This is a genomic window from Nocardia sp. CA-129566, assembly GCF_050956075.1.
Taxonomy (GTDB): domain Bacteria; phylum Actinomycetota; class Actinomycetes; order Mycobacteriales; family Mycobacteriaceae; genus Nocardia.
In genome coordinates, this window is the sequence record NZ_CP192085.1 from 5,881,455 (window position 1) to 5,897,474 (window position 16,020).

Here is a 16,020-nt window from a genome sequence, read left to right on the forward strand (position 1 = left end):
TAACTGTCCCGATCGGAACGATCGTAGAACGACCAGTCAGTCCCCGTGCACCATTTGCGCGAACCCAGGGATTCGCGAACCGAGCAGTTTGTTCTCACTTCAAACCCATGTCGCGTATTCCTTACGATTTGCAACCTTGCCCTTCCCTGCCGGGCTGCGCCCCGCTCATCACTCGCGTGATAGCTAGAAAGTTGCTATCCAGCATATATCGTCGGAGTGTCGCGTCGTCGACGCGCCGAGGCAGCCGAAGTTGGCATCCGACTAAATCCCAACAAAATCCCTCGACGTCCCTATGATTCGAATGGATTTTCGATCGCACGCAGTTGGTCGAGGTTGTCATCCTCACTGGTCACGGGCCATCTCTTTGTCGTACTTGACAGTCCATAGTGGTCCGTCGTAGCGGTCCACTTCGCCACCGATGAGTTTCGGGGTGGAGATTCGTCTCAGGTCATGGGAAGGACTGTATGTCGGACGGTTGAAGGAGGCTTGATGACGGAGACTGAGGTACGTGCGGCGATCGAGGCCGAGCGGAGTGAGTTGGCGGATCTGCTCGGTTGGCTGGATGCCGAGCAGTGGGATGAGCCGACATTGTGCGCGGGGTGGCGGGTGCGGGAGGTCGTCGCGCACACCACCATGCCGTTTCGCCTGTCCACGCCGCGGTTCGCGCTCGAAATGCTCAAGGCGCGTGGAAATTTCAACAAGATGGCGGATAGGACGGCGCGGGCGGATGCGGCGGCGCTGACGGCCGAGGAACTGGTAGCCGCGGTGCGGGACAACGTGACTCATCCATGGAAGCCGCCGGGCGGCGGATTCGCGGGTGCGCTGAGCCATGACGTCATTCACGGCTTGGATATCACCGTGGCATTGGGGCTGGACCGGGTGGTCCCGGCGGATCGGATGCGTTTGGTGCTCGGTGCACTGTCGCCGAGGAGCGTCAACTTTTTCGGCGTCGATCTGGACGGGATCGAATTGCGGGCCGATGATCTCGACTTCTGTTATGGCTCGGGGTCGGTGCTCGCGGGCTCGGCGCAGGATCTGCTGCTGGTGTTGTGCGGGCGTACGCTGCCCGCGGGGAGGGTGCGCGGCGACGCGGCCGCGCGATTCACCGAGTCCGGATAGTCCGCGACGTGCCGGTGTCGCCGCCGAGGCGACACCGGCACGTGCTGGATCACGGTGTCCGGCAACGGTATCGGTGGCTCAGTGCGAGGTTAGCAACTTTGCCCGCAGCGCGTCGAGCGTCGCGGCGTCGACCCCGAGACCGTCACTGAGGAATCGGTCGAACGACCCGTACGACGTCTGGACCTGATCGAAGGCCGCGTCCAGGAAGTCGCGCTGCACACCGAGAATGGGTTCCCACAGTGCGCGATCGGTCACCAAGCCCTGGGCGACGAGCCCATCGAGCAATGCCTTGTTCCCGGCCGCCAGATTGTCATTGGAATCCAAGAAGTCGTTGTAGATCTGCCCCTTCGGCACCTCCAGCGCGCTCATCAGGATCGCGGTCATCCAGCCGGTGCGGTCCTTGCCCGCCGTGCAGTGGTAGAGCACCGCACCCTGCGCCGACGCAATATCCTTGAACGCCTGCGCGAATTGGGCGCGCGCGGACGGATTCGAGACGAACCAGCCGTAGTAATCGCGCATGATCTGGGCGGCCTTGCCGCCGCCGAGCGCCTCCTGCTGCGCGGCCGGTCCGGCCTGGATCAGTCGCGCCACCATGAGGTAGAAGTCATTGGCGGGATCGTAGACCGGCTGCTCGGTGCGGCGGATGGAGGCCGGGAGCTTATCCGGATCACGACCGGTTTCGGTCGGGCTGCGGAAGTCGATGACCTGAGTGATATTGAACGACACCAGCTTCTGCTGATCGCTCGCATCGAGTTTGGCCAGCGCGTCGGAGCGGTAGACCACGCCGGTCGCGAGCTTGCCCCCGCCCTTGGCCGGATAGCCGCCGATATCGCGGGCATTCGGCGCATGCGCCAGACCCATCGGCCGATCGGCTCGGCCCGGGGAAAGCAGTACCGGTGCGGCCGGACCCGATAGCGCCGGACCCGCCGATGCCGGACCGGCCAGCGCCGGGAGAACGCCGACGAGCACTGCGGCCGCGGCCGCGACAGCGCCGCGGAAAGCGCGCGAATTCTTCACGAGGGGTGTTCCTTTCATCATGGGCCGCAAGTGGTCCGCGGCCCAAGCTTCGAGCCGGACTCAGTCGGCGAGCAGGGTGACCGTCCCGGCCGCACCGTCCACGCGCACACGCTGACCGTCGGCGAGGCGGGTGGTGGCGGTCTTGGTGTCGACGACACAGGGAATGCCGAACTCGCGAGCCACGATCGCGGCATGGGAAGCGGAGCCGCCGATATCGGTGATCACGGCGGCGGCGTAGGCGAACATGGCGGTGTGCCCGGTATCGGTCACCGCGGCCACCAGAATGTCGCCGGGCTCGATATCGTCGTCCAGCGACAGCACCAGCTTCACCCGGCCCTCCACCACACCGGCGCAGACACCGATGCCGGTCAGGCTCTCGTCAGCGGTGAGCGCGGCCGCCTCGGCGACCGGTTCCCATTGTCCGGCAATGACATCCGGCATCCGGATGGCCTGCAGCCGAAGCCGTTCGGCGCGCCTGCGGGCCACCTTGTCGGCCGCATCGGCCGGGAGGCAGAAGATTTCGTCCAACGTCAGGTAGCAGGCGTCATCGACCTCACCCAGCCGACCGGCGCGAACCAGCCGATCCGCGCGCTCGCGCACGGCGAGTCGCAGGCAGTGGGTGATCCGGACGACACCATCGCGCGCTCGTTCCCTGGCGACGGTGGCGCCAGCGGCCATTCGCGCCGTGCGGCTCGGCGACGGATCCACGGGTTCGCGCTTGGGCGCTGGCATGTGCGCGGCGCGGGCGGCGGCGCTCACCAGCAGTGCGGGCCGGTCACCGAATGTCGGGTTGATCAGCTCGCATTCGCCGGGACCGCGGTGGCCGATACGTGCCAGCTCCTCATCGAGTGCCGCCGAGAAGGCGGGCGAGATCGCGCGTGCCGCGTCGATATCTCCGGCGCGCGCCAGCTCGGCGAGATCGGCGTCGGCACGGCACAATTCGGCCAGCCGCTCCACCGCGAGCATGGGTTTGGCCGATTCCAGGCGGTTCAGGTCGATGGGGACCTCACCCGCATCCTTGCCGCGCGCCTGGATGGCGGTGGCGGCGCCGGTCATCATGACACCGATCGCCGCGGCCTGCCAGGCCTGGTGCAGACGGTCGCGCCAGAGCAGGGCGCGCACGTGCAGCTGCTCATCGGTGAGCGCGCGAATATCGCTGGCGCTCAGCGCTTCCGCATGCGAGGCGGCATTGATCAGCTCGGCCGTCTTGGCGAAGCGGCGCGCGGTGGCGATGACACGGGAGGTCGCGCGCGCCGTCGCCAGGGAGCTGGCGAGCCCGGTCGGCATCGGCGGCTTACCGTGCGGCTGCAGGGCGATCTCGGCCGGAATATTGCCGTAGGCGTCGCGGCGGATGCTCTCCTCGTCCCAGCCCGGCATATTCTCCGCGGCCAGCACACCGATCGAGGCATTGATGTAGATGTGGTGGCCGAGGACGGTGGTGACCCGGCTCGTCCAGTGCTCCAAGGCGATTCCGTCGAGCGCGATCATCTCGCCCATGGCCTCGTTGCTGAGGCGGATCGCACCGGCCTGCAGGTCGATGGTCAGCGGGGTCAGCGGGCCGGGCAGCGCCTCGGAGGTGTTGGTCGCGGTGTGCACCGGGTAGCGCGCGTCGACCCGATCGTCGAACTCACCCTCGAGCCCGTCGGGCGCTATATCGGCCAGCGGGTGGTTGTCGGAGGTGGCGGCACGGGCGGGAATCACATGCGACGGCAACGCAATAGCGCCGCGACGGGTCCGGAACCCGCCGCCGTCGGGCTTGCGGCCGATCATGCCGCGCACCAGATCGGCGATCACCTCCCGGGCCGTCCAACCGCAGCGGAAGCCCCATTTCTCCTGCGCGACAGTCGGATCCAGCAGCTGCGGACGGCCGGACCAACCGGGCACCCAGGAGGAGTACCGCACGCCCGCTGCACGCAGCATGCGGCGCACTTGCGCGCTGGTGACCACTCCGGAGGCCGCGAGGTCGACGATCTCCAGCCCGTCCGTCCCCGGCGGCAGTGCGGTGGCGGCCAGTACGAGGAAGCGGTCCAGATCGTCGCTGTGCAGCACCTGGAACCCGTCCTCGGTTTTCGAACCGAGGATCGGCTCGAGTGCGCGGCGGGTTTCGTGATCGATCCGGCGGCCCGCAATCGGCGCGGTGCGGACCAACACGCCGTCCGCACCCTGGAGCGCGGCCTCGGCCTCGGACTGCCGCGCCGAACGCGCACCGGCGATCACCGCAACCACCACGCGTGCACCTGCATTGCGCGCCGCGGCCGCGACCTGGGCGATCCCACGCCCGGCCAGGTGCACGACGCTCGCACAACCGTCGACTGCTTTCGCACAGGTTGCGGGGTCGGTGGGATCTCCGGCCGTGAACTGCACCCGCGGATCGATGCAGCGATGCCACCGCTGGTCCAGCCCGGCCACTTCGTGCCCGGCGGCCAACAGCATGCGCGCCACCGCGCGACCGCTCGGCTCGGTGATTCCGGTGACCAGGACCCGCATCGATTTCCTCTCCTCAGTGGCGCCGGAACAGGCAAACGTGACGCCGTTCACACACCATCGCGAGTGCGGGGGGCGGCGATCGGTTCCAGTCCCACTGACCGGGAGTATCCGACTCGGCCACCGAGATCATCGATTCCGCCACCTGGTCGGCCAGCGCAACCTCGAGGCCATGACGGTCCGCAATCCGGTCGCGCCGCGCGCGGTGTCCGAGGTGAAGTCCTACGACATCGAGACCGACGTGCTTGTCGTCGGATACGGCTGTGCGGGGGCCTGCGCCGCGTACGAGGCGGCCACCGCGGGAGCCGAGGTGCTGGTGGTCGATCGGGCCGGTGGGCCGGGCGGCGCGTCAGCGCTGTCGGGTGGGGAGCTCTACCTCGGTGGCGGTACGCCGATTCAGCGGGCGTGTGGATTCGACGACAGTCCCGAGCAGATGGCGGCATTCCTGGTGGCCGCGCTCGGACCGGGCGCGGACCAGCAGAAGATCGTGCACTACAGCGAGCACAGCGTCGGACATTTCCACTGGCTCGTCGATCGGGGTGTGCCGTTCAAACCGAGTCTGTGGGACGCACCCGCCTGGGTGCCGCCCACCGATGACGGGCTGATGTGGCTCGGCGAGAACAGTTGGCCCTTTACCGAACTCGCCACCCCGGCCCCGCGTGGGCACCGGCCGACCGCCAATGATTTCGGCGGCAAGCTATTGCTGGACTGCCTGGTATCCGCCGCCGAATCCGTCGGTGTGACAGCACAATACGACACCTATGTGACGAATCTGATCCTGGATACCGACGGTTCGGTGGTCGGTGTCGTGGCCCGCCGGTACGGCCGCGAACTCACCATCCGCGCGCGCCGCGGCTGTGTGCTCAGCACCGGCGGTTTCATCGATAACGACGATATGCTCGCCGCCCACGCACCCCGGCTGCTCGGCCACACCAAGGTCAGCGCTGGCACCGATGACGGCAGCGGTATCCGGATCGCGCAGGCCGCTGGCGCCGCCGTCCGGCATATGTCGGCCGGTCAGGTCGGCGCCTCTCTGATCCCCGGCTTGGCCGCGCGCGGCATCATCGTCAACAATCGCGGCCAGCGCTTCGTCAACGAGGACACCTATCCCGGCCGCATCGGCCAGGCCGCGCTGTTCCGCCAGGATATGAACGTCTGGGTGGTGCTCGACGAGCAGGGCTACGAGGAGGTGCCCGAGCGCGAGCGCTGGGGTGTGCGCCCGACCCATGTCGCCGAGTCGATGGACGAACTTGACCAACTGGTGGCCCTGCCGCCGGGCGCACTCGCCGCCACCATCACCCGCTACAACGAATTCGCCTCGCGCGGAACCGATCCCGACTTCCACAAGGCAGGGCGCTGGCTGCGCCCGCTGACACCGCCGCTGGCCGCCATCGATATCAGGGCGGGTGTGCGCCCACCGTCGGAATCCGGTGACCGGCGCGGCACCGGGGCCTCCGTATTCACCCTCGGCGGGCTGCACACCAGCATCGACGGCCAGGTCCTCGACCTCGACGGCAGCCCCATCCCCGGCCTGTTCGCCGCAGGCCGCGCCAGCTCCGGCCTGCACGGCGAGGGCTACATCAGTGGCACCTCACTGGGCGATGGCACCCTCTTCGGCCGCAAAGCCGGAGCCGCCGCGGCGCGCAACAAAGCTCACACCTGATCATCTGTCCAGGTGAGTTCGCCCGCGCTTCCTTCCCAAGAATGGCAAGGTAAGCACTTTGCACACGGCGTCGTCTGCGGCGACCATGCAGAATCGCTGCTCTTCGGCGGGACGGTGCGGGAAGGTGAGACGGATGCGGCTTATCATGATCGACAATGACGCCGAAGGCGGTGACGCCCTAGCGGAAGCGCTCGAACTCCATGGCCATCAGGTCGATCGCAAACACCGCGGGTCCGACCTGCTGCTGGCCCACCATGGCTATCACGCCGTCATCCTCGGCCTCGACCTGCCGGACATGGACGGCCTACAGGTGCTGCGCAAACTGCGCGAGGTCAGCTCGGTCCCGGTACTGATCCTCGCCGAGCAGGCCGACGAGCGTTCGATCGTGCTCGGATTGCACAGCGGCGCAGACGATTACATCGTCAAACCGGCGCGCGTCGCGGAATTGGCGGCCCGGCTGGAAGCGGTGACGCGCCGGGTCGGCGTCGCTACCGTCGCGCGCGGTGAGACCGTCGTCAGCGATGACGTCCGGGTGGATCTGGCGGCACGGCGGGTCGAGGTGGCCGGGCAGCTGGTGCCACTCACCCGGCTGGAGTTCGAGCTGTTGCGGGTGCTGGTCGAGCGACCCGGCATCGCGGTCAGCCGGGAGCAGTTGATGGATTGTGTCTGGGGCGATTCGCTGCTCGCCGTATCGCGCAAGCTCTACGTGCATATGGCCGCATTGCGCGCCAAACTGGACCGCCCCGAATTGATCACGAATATCCGCGGCTACGGCTACCGGTGGGGTCCGGACCCCTATGAGACCACCGAAGCAGCGAAGCTCCTGAAAGCGGTATAGCGCAGCACTCCTGCTGGTATTCCGATCACCGGGACTGCTCCCCGCGGTGTCGCCACGGCCGCCATAGCGTCGAAACCACGGCGCCGTTCGGCGAACCAGGAACATAGGAGGAGTCCCGCATGAGCTCAGCATCGCGCAGCGATTCGATGAGGGGTGGTGGCCGGGAGACGGGTGGGCCCGATAAGGTGCTCGATCTGGTCCGGGATCTACTCCCGGCGATTCGGGAGCGGGCCGCGGAGACCGATCTGGCGCGGCGGGTTCCGGTGGCGAGCATCCGGGAACTGACCGAGGCGGGGGTGTTCCGCATGCTGCAGCCGTCCCGCTTCGGCGGCGAGGAAGCCTCGCCGGTGGCGTTCTACGAGGTCATTCGCGCGATCGCGTCGGCATGCCCGTCCACCGGTTGGGTGTCGTCGGTGCTCGGCGTGCACCCCTGGCAGCTAGCGCTGTTCCCGCTGGCGGCGCAGGAGGAGGTGTGGGGTGCGGACTCCGATACGCTCATCTCCTCGTCGTACGCGCCTACCGGCCGCCTCACCCCCGTCGAAGGCGGTTACGAGGTCACTGGGCGATGGAGTTTCTCCTCCGGCTGCGACCATGCCCAATGGGCGTTCCTCGGCGCACTCGCACCGGATGAGCACGGCAATCCCAAGGACTATCTGACAATCCTGGTGCCGCGCAACGATTATCAGATCGATGATGTCTGGCATGTGGTCGGCCTGTCCGGCACCGGCAGCAACGATATCGTCATCGAGAAGGCCTTCGTACCACATCACCGCGCCTATAGCGCCACCGAACAATCGCAGCTGCGCGGACCGGGCCAGCAGGCCAATCCCGCTGCGCTGTACAAGATTCCGTTCGCCGGGGTCTTCTCCAATACCATTACCGCGCCCATTATCGGCGCCGCACAGGGCGCCTACGAGGCGCATATCGAGCGGATGCGCGAACGGGTGCGGCTGTCCTACGGCGGGCAGAAGGTCGCCGAGGACGCATTCGCGCATGTGCGGGTCGCGCGCGCGGGTTCGGAGATCGACGCGGCCATCCTGCAGATGGAGCACAATATCTCCGAGCAATTGCGCTATGCCGAAGCGGGCGAGGAGATTCCGTACGAGGTCCGGCTGCGCACCCGGCGCGATCAGGTGCGCGGCACCGAGCGCGCGATCCAGGCCATCGAATTGCTCTTCGACAACTCCGGTGGGCACTCGATCCGCAAACCCAATCCGATCGAACGACACTGGCGCGACGCGCACGCGGGCAGTGTGCACGTGATCAACGATGTGGAGCGGGCCCTGGCCATGTTCGGCCGCGGTGAATTCGGACTGCCGGTCGAAGATCGGATGGTCTGATGGACGCGGCGGATACCAGTCGCCATATCATTGTCGACGGGCTGAAACTTCGCTACCACGAGGCGGGTTCGGGCCCACCGCTGGTACTGCTGCACGGATCCGGTCCCGGGGTGTCGGGATGGGCCAACTTCGGTGCGAACCTGCCCGTGCTCGCCCAGCATTTCCGCTGCCTGATCCTGGATCAGCCGGGTTTCGGCGCGAGCGAGCGTCCCGAGGTGTACGAGCGCAACTACCTGCGCATCTCCGCCGATGCGGTGGTCGGTCTGCTCGATCAGCTCGCACTGCCCAGCGTGCACCTGCTCGGCAACTCCATGGGCGGCGCGGTGGCGACGCTGGTGGCGCTCGAACACGGTCAGCGGGTCGACCGGCTGGTGCTCATGGCGCCCGGCGGCGTCGGGGTCAATGTGCTGGGACCCGAACCGTCCGAGGGGATTCGGCGGCTGCTCGACTTCACCGCCGAACCCACCAGGGAGCGGGTGCTGGCCTGGCTGCGGACCATGGTGTTCGACGAGGCGGTGCTCACCGACGAGCTCGTCGACGATCGATTGGCCACGGCCGCGGACCCGGCCGCCATCGCGGCCATCCGCGACGCCTATGCGACCTTCGCGAATCCCGCTTTCGCGGAGGCGGTTCCGCTGTGGGCGCGGTTGCGCGCGCTGCGCCACGAGGTGTTGATGCTGTGGGGGCGCGATGATCGGGTCACCCCGGTCGAGGGTGCGCTGCTGCCGTCGCGTCAGCTGCCCCGTGCCGATCTGCGGCTGTTCGGGCGGTGCGGACACTGGGTGCAGATCGAACGCAAGGACGCGTTCGAGCGTGCGGTCATCGATTTCCTGACCTCAGGTCTGTAGCGCCCCTGCCACCGCGGCGGCATCGCCCCTGCCACCGCGGCGGCATCATGACCTGCGGCCGATGTCGCGGGAATTCGGGAGCTTCGGTCGCGGGTTCGGAGTTAGAGTCGCCCGGTGACATGGACCGCACCCGAACTCTCCCGAACCAAGCCGCCGCTGGTCGCCGACGAGCGGACCATGCTGCAATCCTGGCTCGACCTGCACCGTCGGACCCTACAGTGGAAATGCGCCGGCCTAGCGGCCGAGCAGTTGAAGCGTCGCTGCGTCGCACCATCGACGCTCTCGCTGCTCGGCCTGGTCCGCCATCTCACCGAATGCGAACGCGGCTGGTTCCGCATCGCCGCTCGCGGTGCATCGCTGGACTATCTCTACTGCAGCGCGGACAACCCGAACGGCGATTTCGACGATATCGCCGATGCCGATGCCGCCGCGGACCTCACGGCCCTGCGTGCCGAGATCGAGCTGGCCGACGCCGCCGTCGCCGATCTGGCGCTCGACCACGTTTTCAGCTATCGCGCCACCGAATACAGCCTGCGCTGGGTCTATGTGCACATGATCGAGGAATACGCGCGACACAATGGTCACGCGGATTTCCTGCGCGAACGTATCGACGGCGCGACCGGCGACTGAACCGCCTCAGAGCTGATTGTGGCTGACCCACCCGGCGATCTGAGTGCGCGAGGTGAAGCCGAGTTTGGTGAGTATGTGGTCGACGTGGCTCTCCGCGGTCCGGATCGAAATCACCAGTTCGCTCGCGATATTCTTATTGCTGTAGCCCGCCGCGACCAACCGCGCCACATCCCGCTCACGACGGGTGAGAACATCTGCCGCAACGGATTTCACCGGTTTCGCGGCCGGACGCGGCTCGGCGCCGAGGGCATAGCCGACCGCCTCCTCCAGCCCCAGGGCCGCACCAGCGTCGAAGGCGGTGCGAAACTCCTTCTCGCCCATCGCATCGCGCACCTGAAGGCGCACCTTATCGCCGACGAACTCGGTCATCTCGTGGGCGAGCCGCTGGGTGCTGCCACGCCGCACCGTCGAGGCGGCACCCATCAACCGCGCCGCCCGCGGCAGATCGCCATCGGCGGTCGCGGCCCACGCCAGCCCGTCGAATCCGGATGCCGTCCACACACACCGATCGAACAGACTGAACAGCTCGACCGCCTTGCGCAGATCCTCGATGGCCTTGTCCTGCTCACCTTTTCGCCAGTGGTAGGTCCCCACCGCCCAATAGCCCAACCCGCCGAGCAGATGCGAGCCGTACTCCTGCGTCTTGGCGAGGAACCGATCCGCGATGGCACCAGCGCGTTCGTCGTCGAGCACCAGTGCGCACACGTAGGCGAATGCCAGGCTCTCCATCTCGACTCCGTGGTGCGCGCAGGCTCGCGCGCGGTCCGAGGCGGCCTCGGCCATATCGAGTGCCCGCATCGAATCGCCGTTTGCGAATGCCAGCAGCGCCGACAGCAGGGCATATTCGACGAGTACGTCCTCGGTATCGAGTTCGTTGGCGATTTCCAGACATTCACCGGCGAATCGGGTCGCCGTCTCGGGATCGGAGAGCATCGCGGCGATCACCGAGGCGGCGGCCAGTGCCCGCGCCCGATCCTTCGTATGGTCGAGATCCTTGTCCAAGGCCTCCAGGAGCCAGCGATAGCCCTCCAACAGGAATCGGTAGTGCTCCCAGAACGGTCGCAGTTCCGTCGCGATTTCCAGTGCGCGATGGGCGCTTTCCGGATCGGCGAGCGAGAACTGCAGTGCCGCACGCATATTCGGATGTTCCCGGGTGACATCGCGGAACCAGGTGACATCCTCACTGCCCCAGTACGCGGTGCGCCCCCGCTGCGCGACCCGGTGGTAATGGTCGCGGTGGCGCAGTCGCACCGCCCGCTCACCGCCGTGCGCGACCAGCCGCGCCAAGGCGAACTGGCGCAGTGGTTCGAGCATGGTGTACCGGCCGGTGCCGTCGGCGTCCTGTCGATAGCCGAGGACGGATTTGTCGACCAACCCGGTCAGCGCGTCCAGCAGCTCATCGGCCGGATCGACGACGCAGACCGCCTCCGCGGCCTCGAGATCGAAGCCGCCGGCGAAGACCGATAGCTGCTCCCAGAGATGCTGTTCATCCGGTGTGCACAGGTCATAACTCCACCGGATGGCCGCCTCGAGGGTCTGCTGGCGCTCCGGCGCGGTCCGCAACCCGGTGGTGAGCAGCCGGATCGCATCGTCCAGGCGCGCGAGCACCTGATCCGGGGTGAACATCCGCAATCGCAAGGCCGCCAGTTCCAATGCCAGCGGAATTCCTTCGAGGCGACGGCAGATCGCGGCGAGTGCCCCGCGATTGGCATCGGTGACCCGGAAGTCCGGATTCGCCGCGGCCGCCCGATCGATCAGCAGCCGCAATGCATCGCTATCGACCTGAGCCGGGCGACGTGCCTGGGCATCCTCGTCCACCTCCGGTACCGCGAGCGGCGCCACCGGCATAACCTGCTCCCCCGATACCCCGAGCGGTTCACGGCTGGTCGCGAGGATCCGAACGTCCTTCGTCGCCGGAATCACCCGGTCGACCAGGGCCGCGCACGCGTCGATCAGGTGCTCGCAGTTGTCCAGGATCAACAGCAGGCTCTTGTCCGCCAGATAGTCGGTCAGGCTGACAACCGGCGAACGGGTGTCATCGCGCAGACCCAAGGTCTGCGCGACGCTCAGTGCCACCAGTTCCCCGTCGTGCACATGCGCGACCTCGACGAACCACACCCCATCGGGAAAGGCGCGCCGCACCGCCTCCCCGACCCGCCGACTGAGCCGGGTCTTGCCGACGCCACCCGGCCCGGTCAGCGTGAGCAGGCGGGTGCTGGCCAGCAGCTTGCGCGCCATGGCGACCTCGGCGCCACGACCGACGAAGCTCGTCACCTCAGCGGGGAGGTTCCCTGTCTCGTGCCGCACCACGCTGCATACCTTTTCACGTGCGGCCGCCGTCTCGGGCATTTTGACCGAGATGTCGGATTCGCGACCGGCTCGCTAGTCGACCACCAGCGTATTCGCCGCTCGCATGACCGCGGCCATCGAGGCCGCGAGTACGGAATCGCTGCGTCCGCAGGCCCATCCGGTGCGCTCGCCGCCGCGGTATTCCAGGTAGGTGATCGCAGTGCCGCCATTCCCCGCGCCGATCGACTGCTGGGTCAGGCCGAGCACCTCGACCGGGTAGCCGACCCGAGCCAATGCCGTGGTGAGTGCCTCGATCGGACCGACACCGCGATATTCGGCCGCACCGCCGATGGTGAGCGTGATCTCGGTGACCGCGTCGTCCCCCGCGCCGGTGGTCCGCCATGCCCGCAAACCGACCGACTCCGTCGGGGTGTCCAGATACCTCGCCTCGAACAATTCGTACAGTTCGGCGGCGGTGATCTCCAGACCGGTGTCGTCGGTGCGCGCCTGGACGTGTCGCGCGAAATCGATCTGCAGGCGGCGCGGCAGATCCAGACCGTATTCGGTATCCAGCAGATACGCGATACCGCCCTTGCCGGACTGGGAATTCACCCGGATGACCGCGTCATAGCTGCGCCCGATATCGGCCGGATCGATCGGCAGATACGGAACCCGCCAGTCGAGTTCGCGTTCGGCGATCCCGGTGGCGCCGGCCCGGTCGCGGTGTTCGGCCATCCCCTTCTTGATCGCGTCCTGATGGGTGCCGGAGAACGCGGTGTGCACGAGATCGCCTACGTACGGATGCCTTTCGTGGATGGGCATGCGCGTGCAGTACTCGACGATGCGGCGGATTTCGTCGATATCGGAGAAGTCGATCATCGGATCCACGCCCTGAGCATGCAGATTCAGCGCCAGGGTGGCGATATCGACATTGCCGGTGCGTTCACCGTTGCCGAAAACACAGCCCTCCACACGCTGGGCGCCCGCGAGTACGGCCAGTTCGGCACAGGCGATACCGGTGCCACGGTCGTTGTGCGGATGCACCGACAGGATCACGCTCGCGCGCCTGGCCAGATTCTTGTGCATGTATTCGATTTGGTCGGCGTAAACATTCGGCGTCGCGACCTCCACGGTGGCAGGCAGATTCAGGATCACCGGGCGCTGCGGGGTGGCATCCCACAGCGCCGTCATGCGGTCACAGATATCGAGTACGAAATCCGGTTCGGTGAGGTTGAAGACCTCGGGCGAGAATTCGAATCGCACATTCGGCAGCTCACCGGCGAATTCGAGCACATCGCGGCCACCGGACAGGATCAGCTCGCGCAATTCGGCAGTATCCTTGTCCAGCACCACATTTCGCCACATCGGTGCGGTCGCCGTGTACATGTGGATGACGACCTCGTTGCGAATGCCGCGCACCGACGCCACTGTGCGCTCGATCAGATCGCGGCGAGCCGGGGTGAATACGACGATCGCGACATCCTCCGGCGCGATATCGGTGCGCGCGAGCAGTCGGACGAAGTCGAAATCGGTCTGCGATGCGGAGGGGTAGCCGACCTCGATCTCCTTATAGCCCATGGCGACCAACAGTTCGAAGAACCGTCGCTTGCGCACCGGATCCATTGGTTCGGCCAATGCCTGGTTTCCGTCACGCAGATCGACCGGCACCCACAGCGGGGCATCGGTGAGCCGGGCAGCGGGCCAATCACGCTGGGTCAGTGGCACGTCCACGCGATCGTAGACATCGCGGTAGCGGTGCGAGGGCATCCGCGAATGTCGCTGTCTGTTCCACGCAGGGGCATTGGCCGCCAGCGCACCGGAAGGCGTGGCAATGGTGGGGAAAGTGCTCATGATTACTGCTTCCTGGCCTTCGTGGCCGTCACGGAGAGGTGACCGGCCACGACGCAGCCCCACGGCGGGCGGCCGGTCGTTAGGCCCCGCCGTGGCGGCTGAGCAGAAGCGTGGTGCGCATGATTGCTAGACTATACACAACTCCTCAGACAAGTAGAGAGGTTGCGATGGTTTCGCAGGTACGGCGCCATCCCCTGGCGGCACAGGCGGCCGAACTGCTGCTCGCCCGCATCCGGGACGGGGAATGGCCACTGGGACACCGCCTTCCGGGCGAGACGACGTTGGCCGCACAGCTCGGTGTCGGCAGATCCACACTGCGCGAGGCAATACGCGAATTGGCCGGCAAGGGCGTGCTCGACAGTCGCCAGGGCGCCGGGGTTTTCGTCACCGCCCTCGATGTCACCGAGGACTGGGACGTCGTACTGCGCCGCGCCACGATCGCCGCGGTCATCGAGGCTCGCATCGCCATCGAGGCCGAGGCCGCCGCCTTGGCCGCACAGCGCCGCACCCCCGCCGACCTGCGCGCCATCCGCCGAGCACTGGCCGCGCGGGAGGCACACGGCGAATCGATCGCCGACCATGTGGATGCCGATATGGCCTTCCATCGCGCCGTCATCGTGGCCGCGCACAACGATGTGCTCACCCAGCTCTTCGACACCTTCCTCCCCCGGCTACGGGTGGCCATGATCGACATGCTCAAAATCCGCCCGGTCCCCTCCGAACCCGCCGACCACGACGCACACATCCGGCTCACTGATGCGATCGCACACCGAAAGCCCAGTGCCGCAGCCGAATTCAGCCGCTCGCACCTGATGACCCTCAAGGACGCGTTCTCGTGACCACTCGGCGGTCGCACCGCGCGACGACGCGCGCCACCGAAACGACGGCGTCCGACCCGAATGGAGATCTCCCGTGACCGAAACCCCCGTGCTCCGACTCACCGATGTCACCTTCCGCCGCGAAGGCAAGCAGATCATCGACGGCATCTCGCTGACCGTGCGCGCGGGCGAACACTGGGCACTGCTCGGACCCAATGGCGCGGGTAAGAGCACCCTGCTCGGCTTCTGCGCCGCGGTCACCTTCCCGACCTCGGGCACGGTCGATATCCTCGGCCAGCGCATGGGGCGCGTAGACCTCGCGCCGCTGCGCCATTCGATCGGACACGTCAATCCCCGCCACCCACTGCGCTATCCGCTGACCGTCCGCGAGGTCGTGCTCACCGGTATCACCGCCACCATCGACACCCCGATGCGCTGGACGCCGACACCCGATGACCAGCGCCGCGCCGACGCCATGATCGATACCGTCGGCCTGAAGGGCAAGGCCGAGGAGATCTGGCCGACCCTGTCCCAGGGCGAACGCGGCCGAACCCTGATCGCCCGCGCCCTCATCGCCGAACCGCGCCTACTGCTGTTCGACGAACCCTCCACCGGACTCGATGTGGCGGCGCGCGAACAACTGCTCGAAACCATCGACGCACTCGACGAAACCCATCCCGAGGTCGCATCGATCCTCGTCACGCATCATTTGGAGGAGCTGCCGAGCACCACAACGCACGCGCTGTTGATCGCCGACGGGCGGACGGTCGCCTCGGGAGCCGCCATCGATACGGTCACGACGGAGACCGTATCGACCGCTTTCGACCACCCGGTAGCCGTGCGCTACGACGACGGCCGCTGGACGGCGCGCGCCGCGGTCCGCGCCTGGCCCGCATAAGCATGCGATAGCGGCCATTCACCCGAGGCCCCGCGCAGCAGGTCACACCCGCCGCCGATCACGCCTGGCCCGCGCGGCCCACCGCCCACGACCCACCGCCAGTCACACCAGACCCGCACACCGCCCAAACCTGACCTGCGGAAGCACGCCGCACACGACACACGTTCACATCTGGCGGGCAGCACGCCGCGCATGCCGCCGCTCATGCTCGGCCACCGCGCGCCA

At 67.1% G+C, this 16,020-nt stretch carries 12 protein-coding genes; 8 read left to right on the forward strand and 4 right to left on the reverse strand.

Annotation, left to right across the window (positions count from 1 at the left end):
- Positions 1 to 489 precede the first annotated feature (489 nt).
- Complete coding sequence (locus tag ACQP0C_RS25465; protein ID WP_433723797.1) at positions 490 to 1,119, forward strand: maleylpyruvate isomerase family mycothiol-dependent enzyme; 630 nt, start codon at positions 490 to 492, stop codon at positions 1,117 to 1,119.
- Positions 1,120 to 1,197: 78 nt separating this feature from the next.
- Here ACQP0C_RS25465 and ACQP0C_RS25470 read toward each other — a convergent pair whose 3' ends face one another.
- A complete protein-coding gene (locus tag ACQP0C_RS25470; protein WP_433723799.1) occupies positions 1,198 to 2,136 on the reverse strand; it encodes a tyrosine-protein phosphatase in 939 nt (312 codons plus the stop codon).
- A 60-nt stretch (positions 2,137 to 2,196) separates the two neighbouring features.
- Positions 2,197 to 4,623, reverse strand: coding sequence for a PEP-utilizing enzyme (locus ACQP0C_RS25475; protein WP_433723801.1), 2,427 nt, complete (start codon positions 4,621 to 4,623; stop codon positions 2,197 to 2,199).
- A gap of 169 nt (positions 4,624 to 4,792) precedes the next feature.
- On the opposite strand from ACQP0C_RS25475, the gene ACQP0C_RS25480 reads away from it, so the two are divergent.
- From ACQP0C_RS25480 to ACQP0C_RS25500, 5 genes are all read left to right on the forward strand, one after another.
- Entirely contained in the window at positions 4,793 to 6,283 is a 1,491-nt protein-coding gene (locus ACQP0C_RS25480; protein ID WP_433723803.1) for an FAD-dependent oxidoreductase, read from the forward strand.
- Between the two features lie 133 nt (positions 6,284 to 6,416).
- The gene (locus ACQP0C_RS25485; RefSeq protein WP_433723805.1) at positions 6,417 to 7,121 is read left to right on the forward strand and encodes a response regulator transcription factor; all 705 of its coding nucleotides are present in this window, start codon (positions 6,417 to 6,419) and stop codon (positions 7,119 to 7,121) included.
- Positions 7,122 to 7,240: 119 nt separating this feature from the next.
- A complete protein-coding gene (gene hsaA, locus ACQP0C_RS25490) occupies positions 7,241 to 8,461 on the forward strand; it encodes a 3-hydroxy-9,10-secoandrosta-1,3,5(10)-triene-9,17-dione monooxygenase oxygenase subunit (RefSeq protein WP_433723807.1) in 1,221 nt (406 codons plus the stop codon).
- Positions 8,461 to 9,309 carry an alpha/beta fold hydrolase gene (locus tag ACQP0C_RS25495; RefSeq protein WP_433723809.1) on the forward strand — a complete coding sequence of 283 codons (849 nt, stop codon included), beginning with the start codon at positions 8,461 to 8,463 and terminating at the stop codon, positions 9,307 to 9,309. Before hsaA ends, ACQP0C_RS25495 begins: the two co-directional genes overlap by 1 nt.
- 114 nt (positions 9,310 to 9,423) lie before the next feature.
- The gene (locus ACQP0C_RS25500) at positions 9,424 to 9,939 is read left to right on the forward strand and encodes a DinB family protein (RefSeq protein ID WP_433723811.1); all 516 of its coding nucleotides are present in this window, start codon (positions 9,424 to 9,426) and stop codon (positions 9,937 to 9,939) included.
- A 6-nt stretch (positions 9,940 to 9,945) separates the two neighbouring features.
- On the opposite strand, the gene ACQP0C_RS25505 is transcribed toward ACQP0C_RS25500, so the two are convergent.
- Positions 9,946 to 12,249 carry a LuxR C-terminal-related transcriptional regulator gene (locus ACQP0C_RS25505; RefSeq protein WP_433723813.1) on the reverse strand — a complete coding sequence of 768 codons (2,304 nt, stop codon included), beginning with the start codon at positions 12,247 to 12,249 and terminating at the stop codon, positions 9,946 to 9,948.
- A gap of 72 nt (positions 12,250 to 12,321) precedes the next feature.
- Positions 12,322 to 13,995, reverse strand: coding sequence for a 2-isopropylmalate synthase (locus tag ACQP0C_RS25510; protein WP_433734652.1), 1,674 nt, complete (start codon positions 13,993 to 13,995; stop codon positions 12,322 to 12,324).
- A 251-nt stretch (positions 13,996 to 14,246) separates the two neighbouring features.
- Between ACQP0C_RS25510 and ACQP0C_RS25515 the strand changes: the two genes are divergently transcribed.
- Entirely contained in the window at positions 14,247 to 14,918 is a 672-nt protein-coding gene (locus tag ACQP0C_RS25515) for a FadR/GntR family transcriptional regulator (RefSeq protein ID WP_433723815.1), read from the forward strand.
- Between the two features lie 73 nt (positions 14,919 to 14,991).
- A complete protein-coding gene (locus tag ACQP0C_RS25520; RefSeq protein ID WP_433723817.1) occupies positions 14,992 to 15,795 on the forward strand; it encodes an ABC transporter ATP-binding protein in 804 nt (267 codons plus the stop codon).
- Positions 15,796 to 16,020 lie beyond the last annotated feature (225 nt).

Excerpts from the sequence above, each read along its gene's own strand:
- ACQP0C_RS25465 (WP_433723797.1), top strand. The coding sequence starts at position 490 with ATGACGGAGACTGAGGTACGTGCGGCGATCGAGGCCGAGCGGAGTGAG.
- ACQP0C_RS25475 (WP_433723801.1), bottom strand. The coding sequence starts at position 4,623 with ATGCGGGTCCTGGTCACCGGAATCACCGAGCCGAGCGGTCGCGCGGTG.
- ACQP0C_RS25480 (WP_433723803.1), top strand. The coding sequence starts at position 4,793 with ATGACGGTCCGCAATCCGGTCGCGCCGCGCGCGGTGTCCGAGGTGAAG.
- ACQP0C_RS25485 (WP_433723805.1), top strand. The coding sequence starts at position 6,417 with ATGCGGCTTATCATGATCGACAATGACGCCGAAGGCGGTGACGCCCTA.
- hsaA (WP_433723807.1), top strand. The coding sequence starts at position 7,241 with ATGAGCTCAGCATCGCGCAGCGATTCGATGAGGGGTGGTGGCCGGGAG.
- ACQP0C_RS25495 (WP_433723809.1), top strand. The coding sequence starts at position 8,461 with ATGGACGCGGCGGATACCAGTCGCCATATCATTGTCGACGGGCTGAAA.
- ACQP0C_RS25510 (WP_433734652.1), bottom strand. The coding sequence starts at position 13,995 with ATGCCCTCGCACCGCTACCGCGATGTCTACGATCGCGTGGACGTGCCA.
- ACQP0C_RS25515 (WP_433723815.1), top strand. The coding sequence starts at position 14,247 with ATGGTTTCGCAGGTACGGCGCCATCCCCTGGCGGCACAGGCGGCCGAA.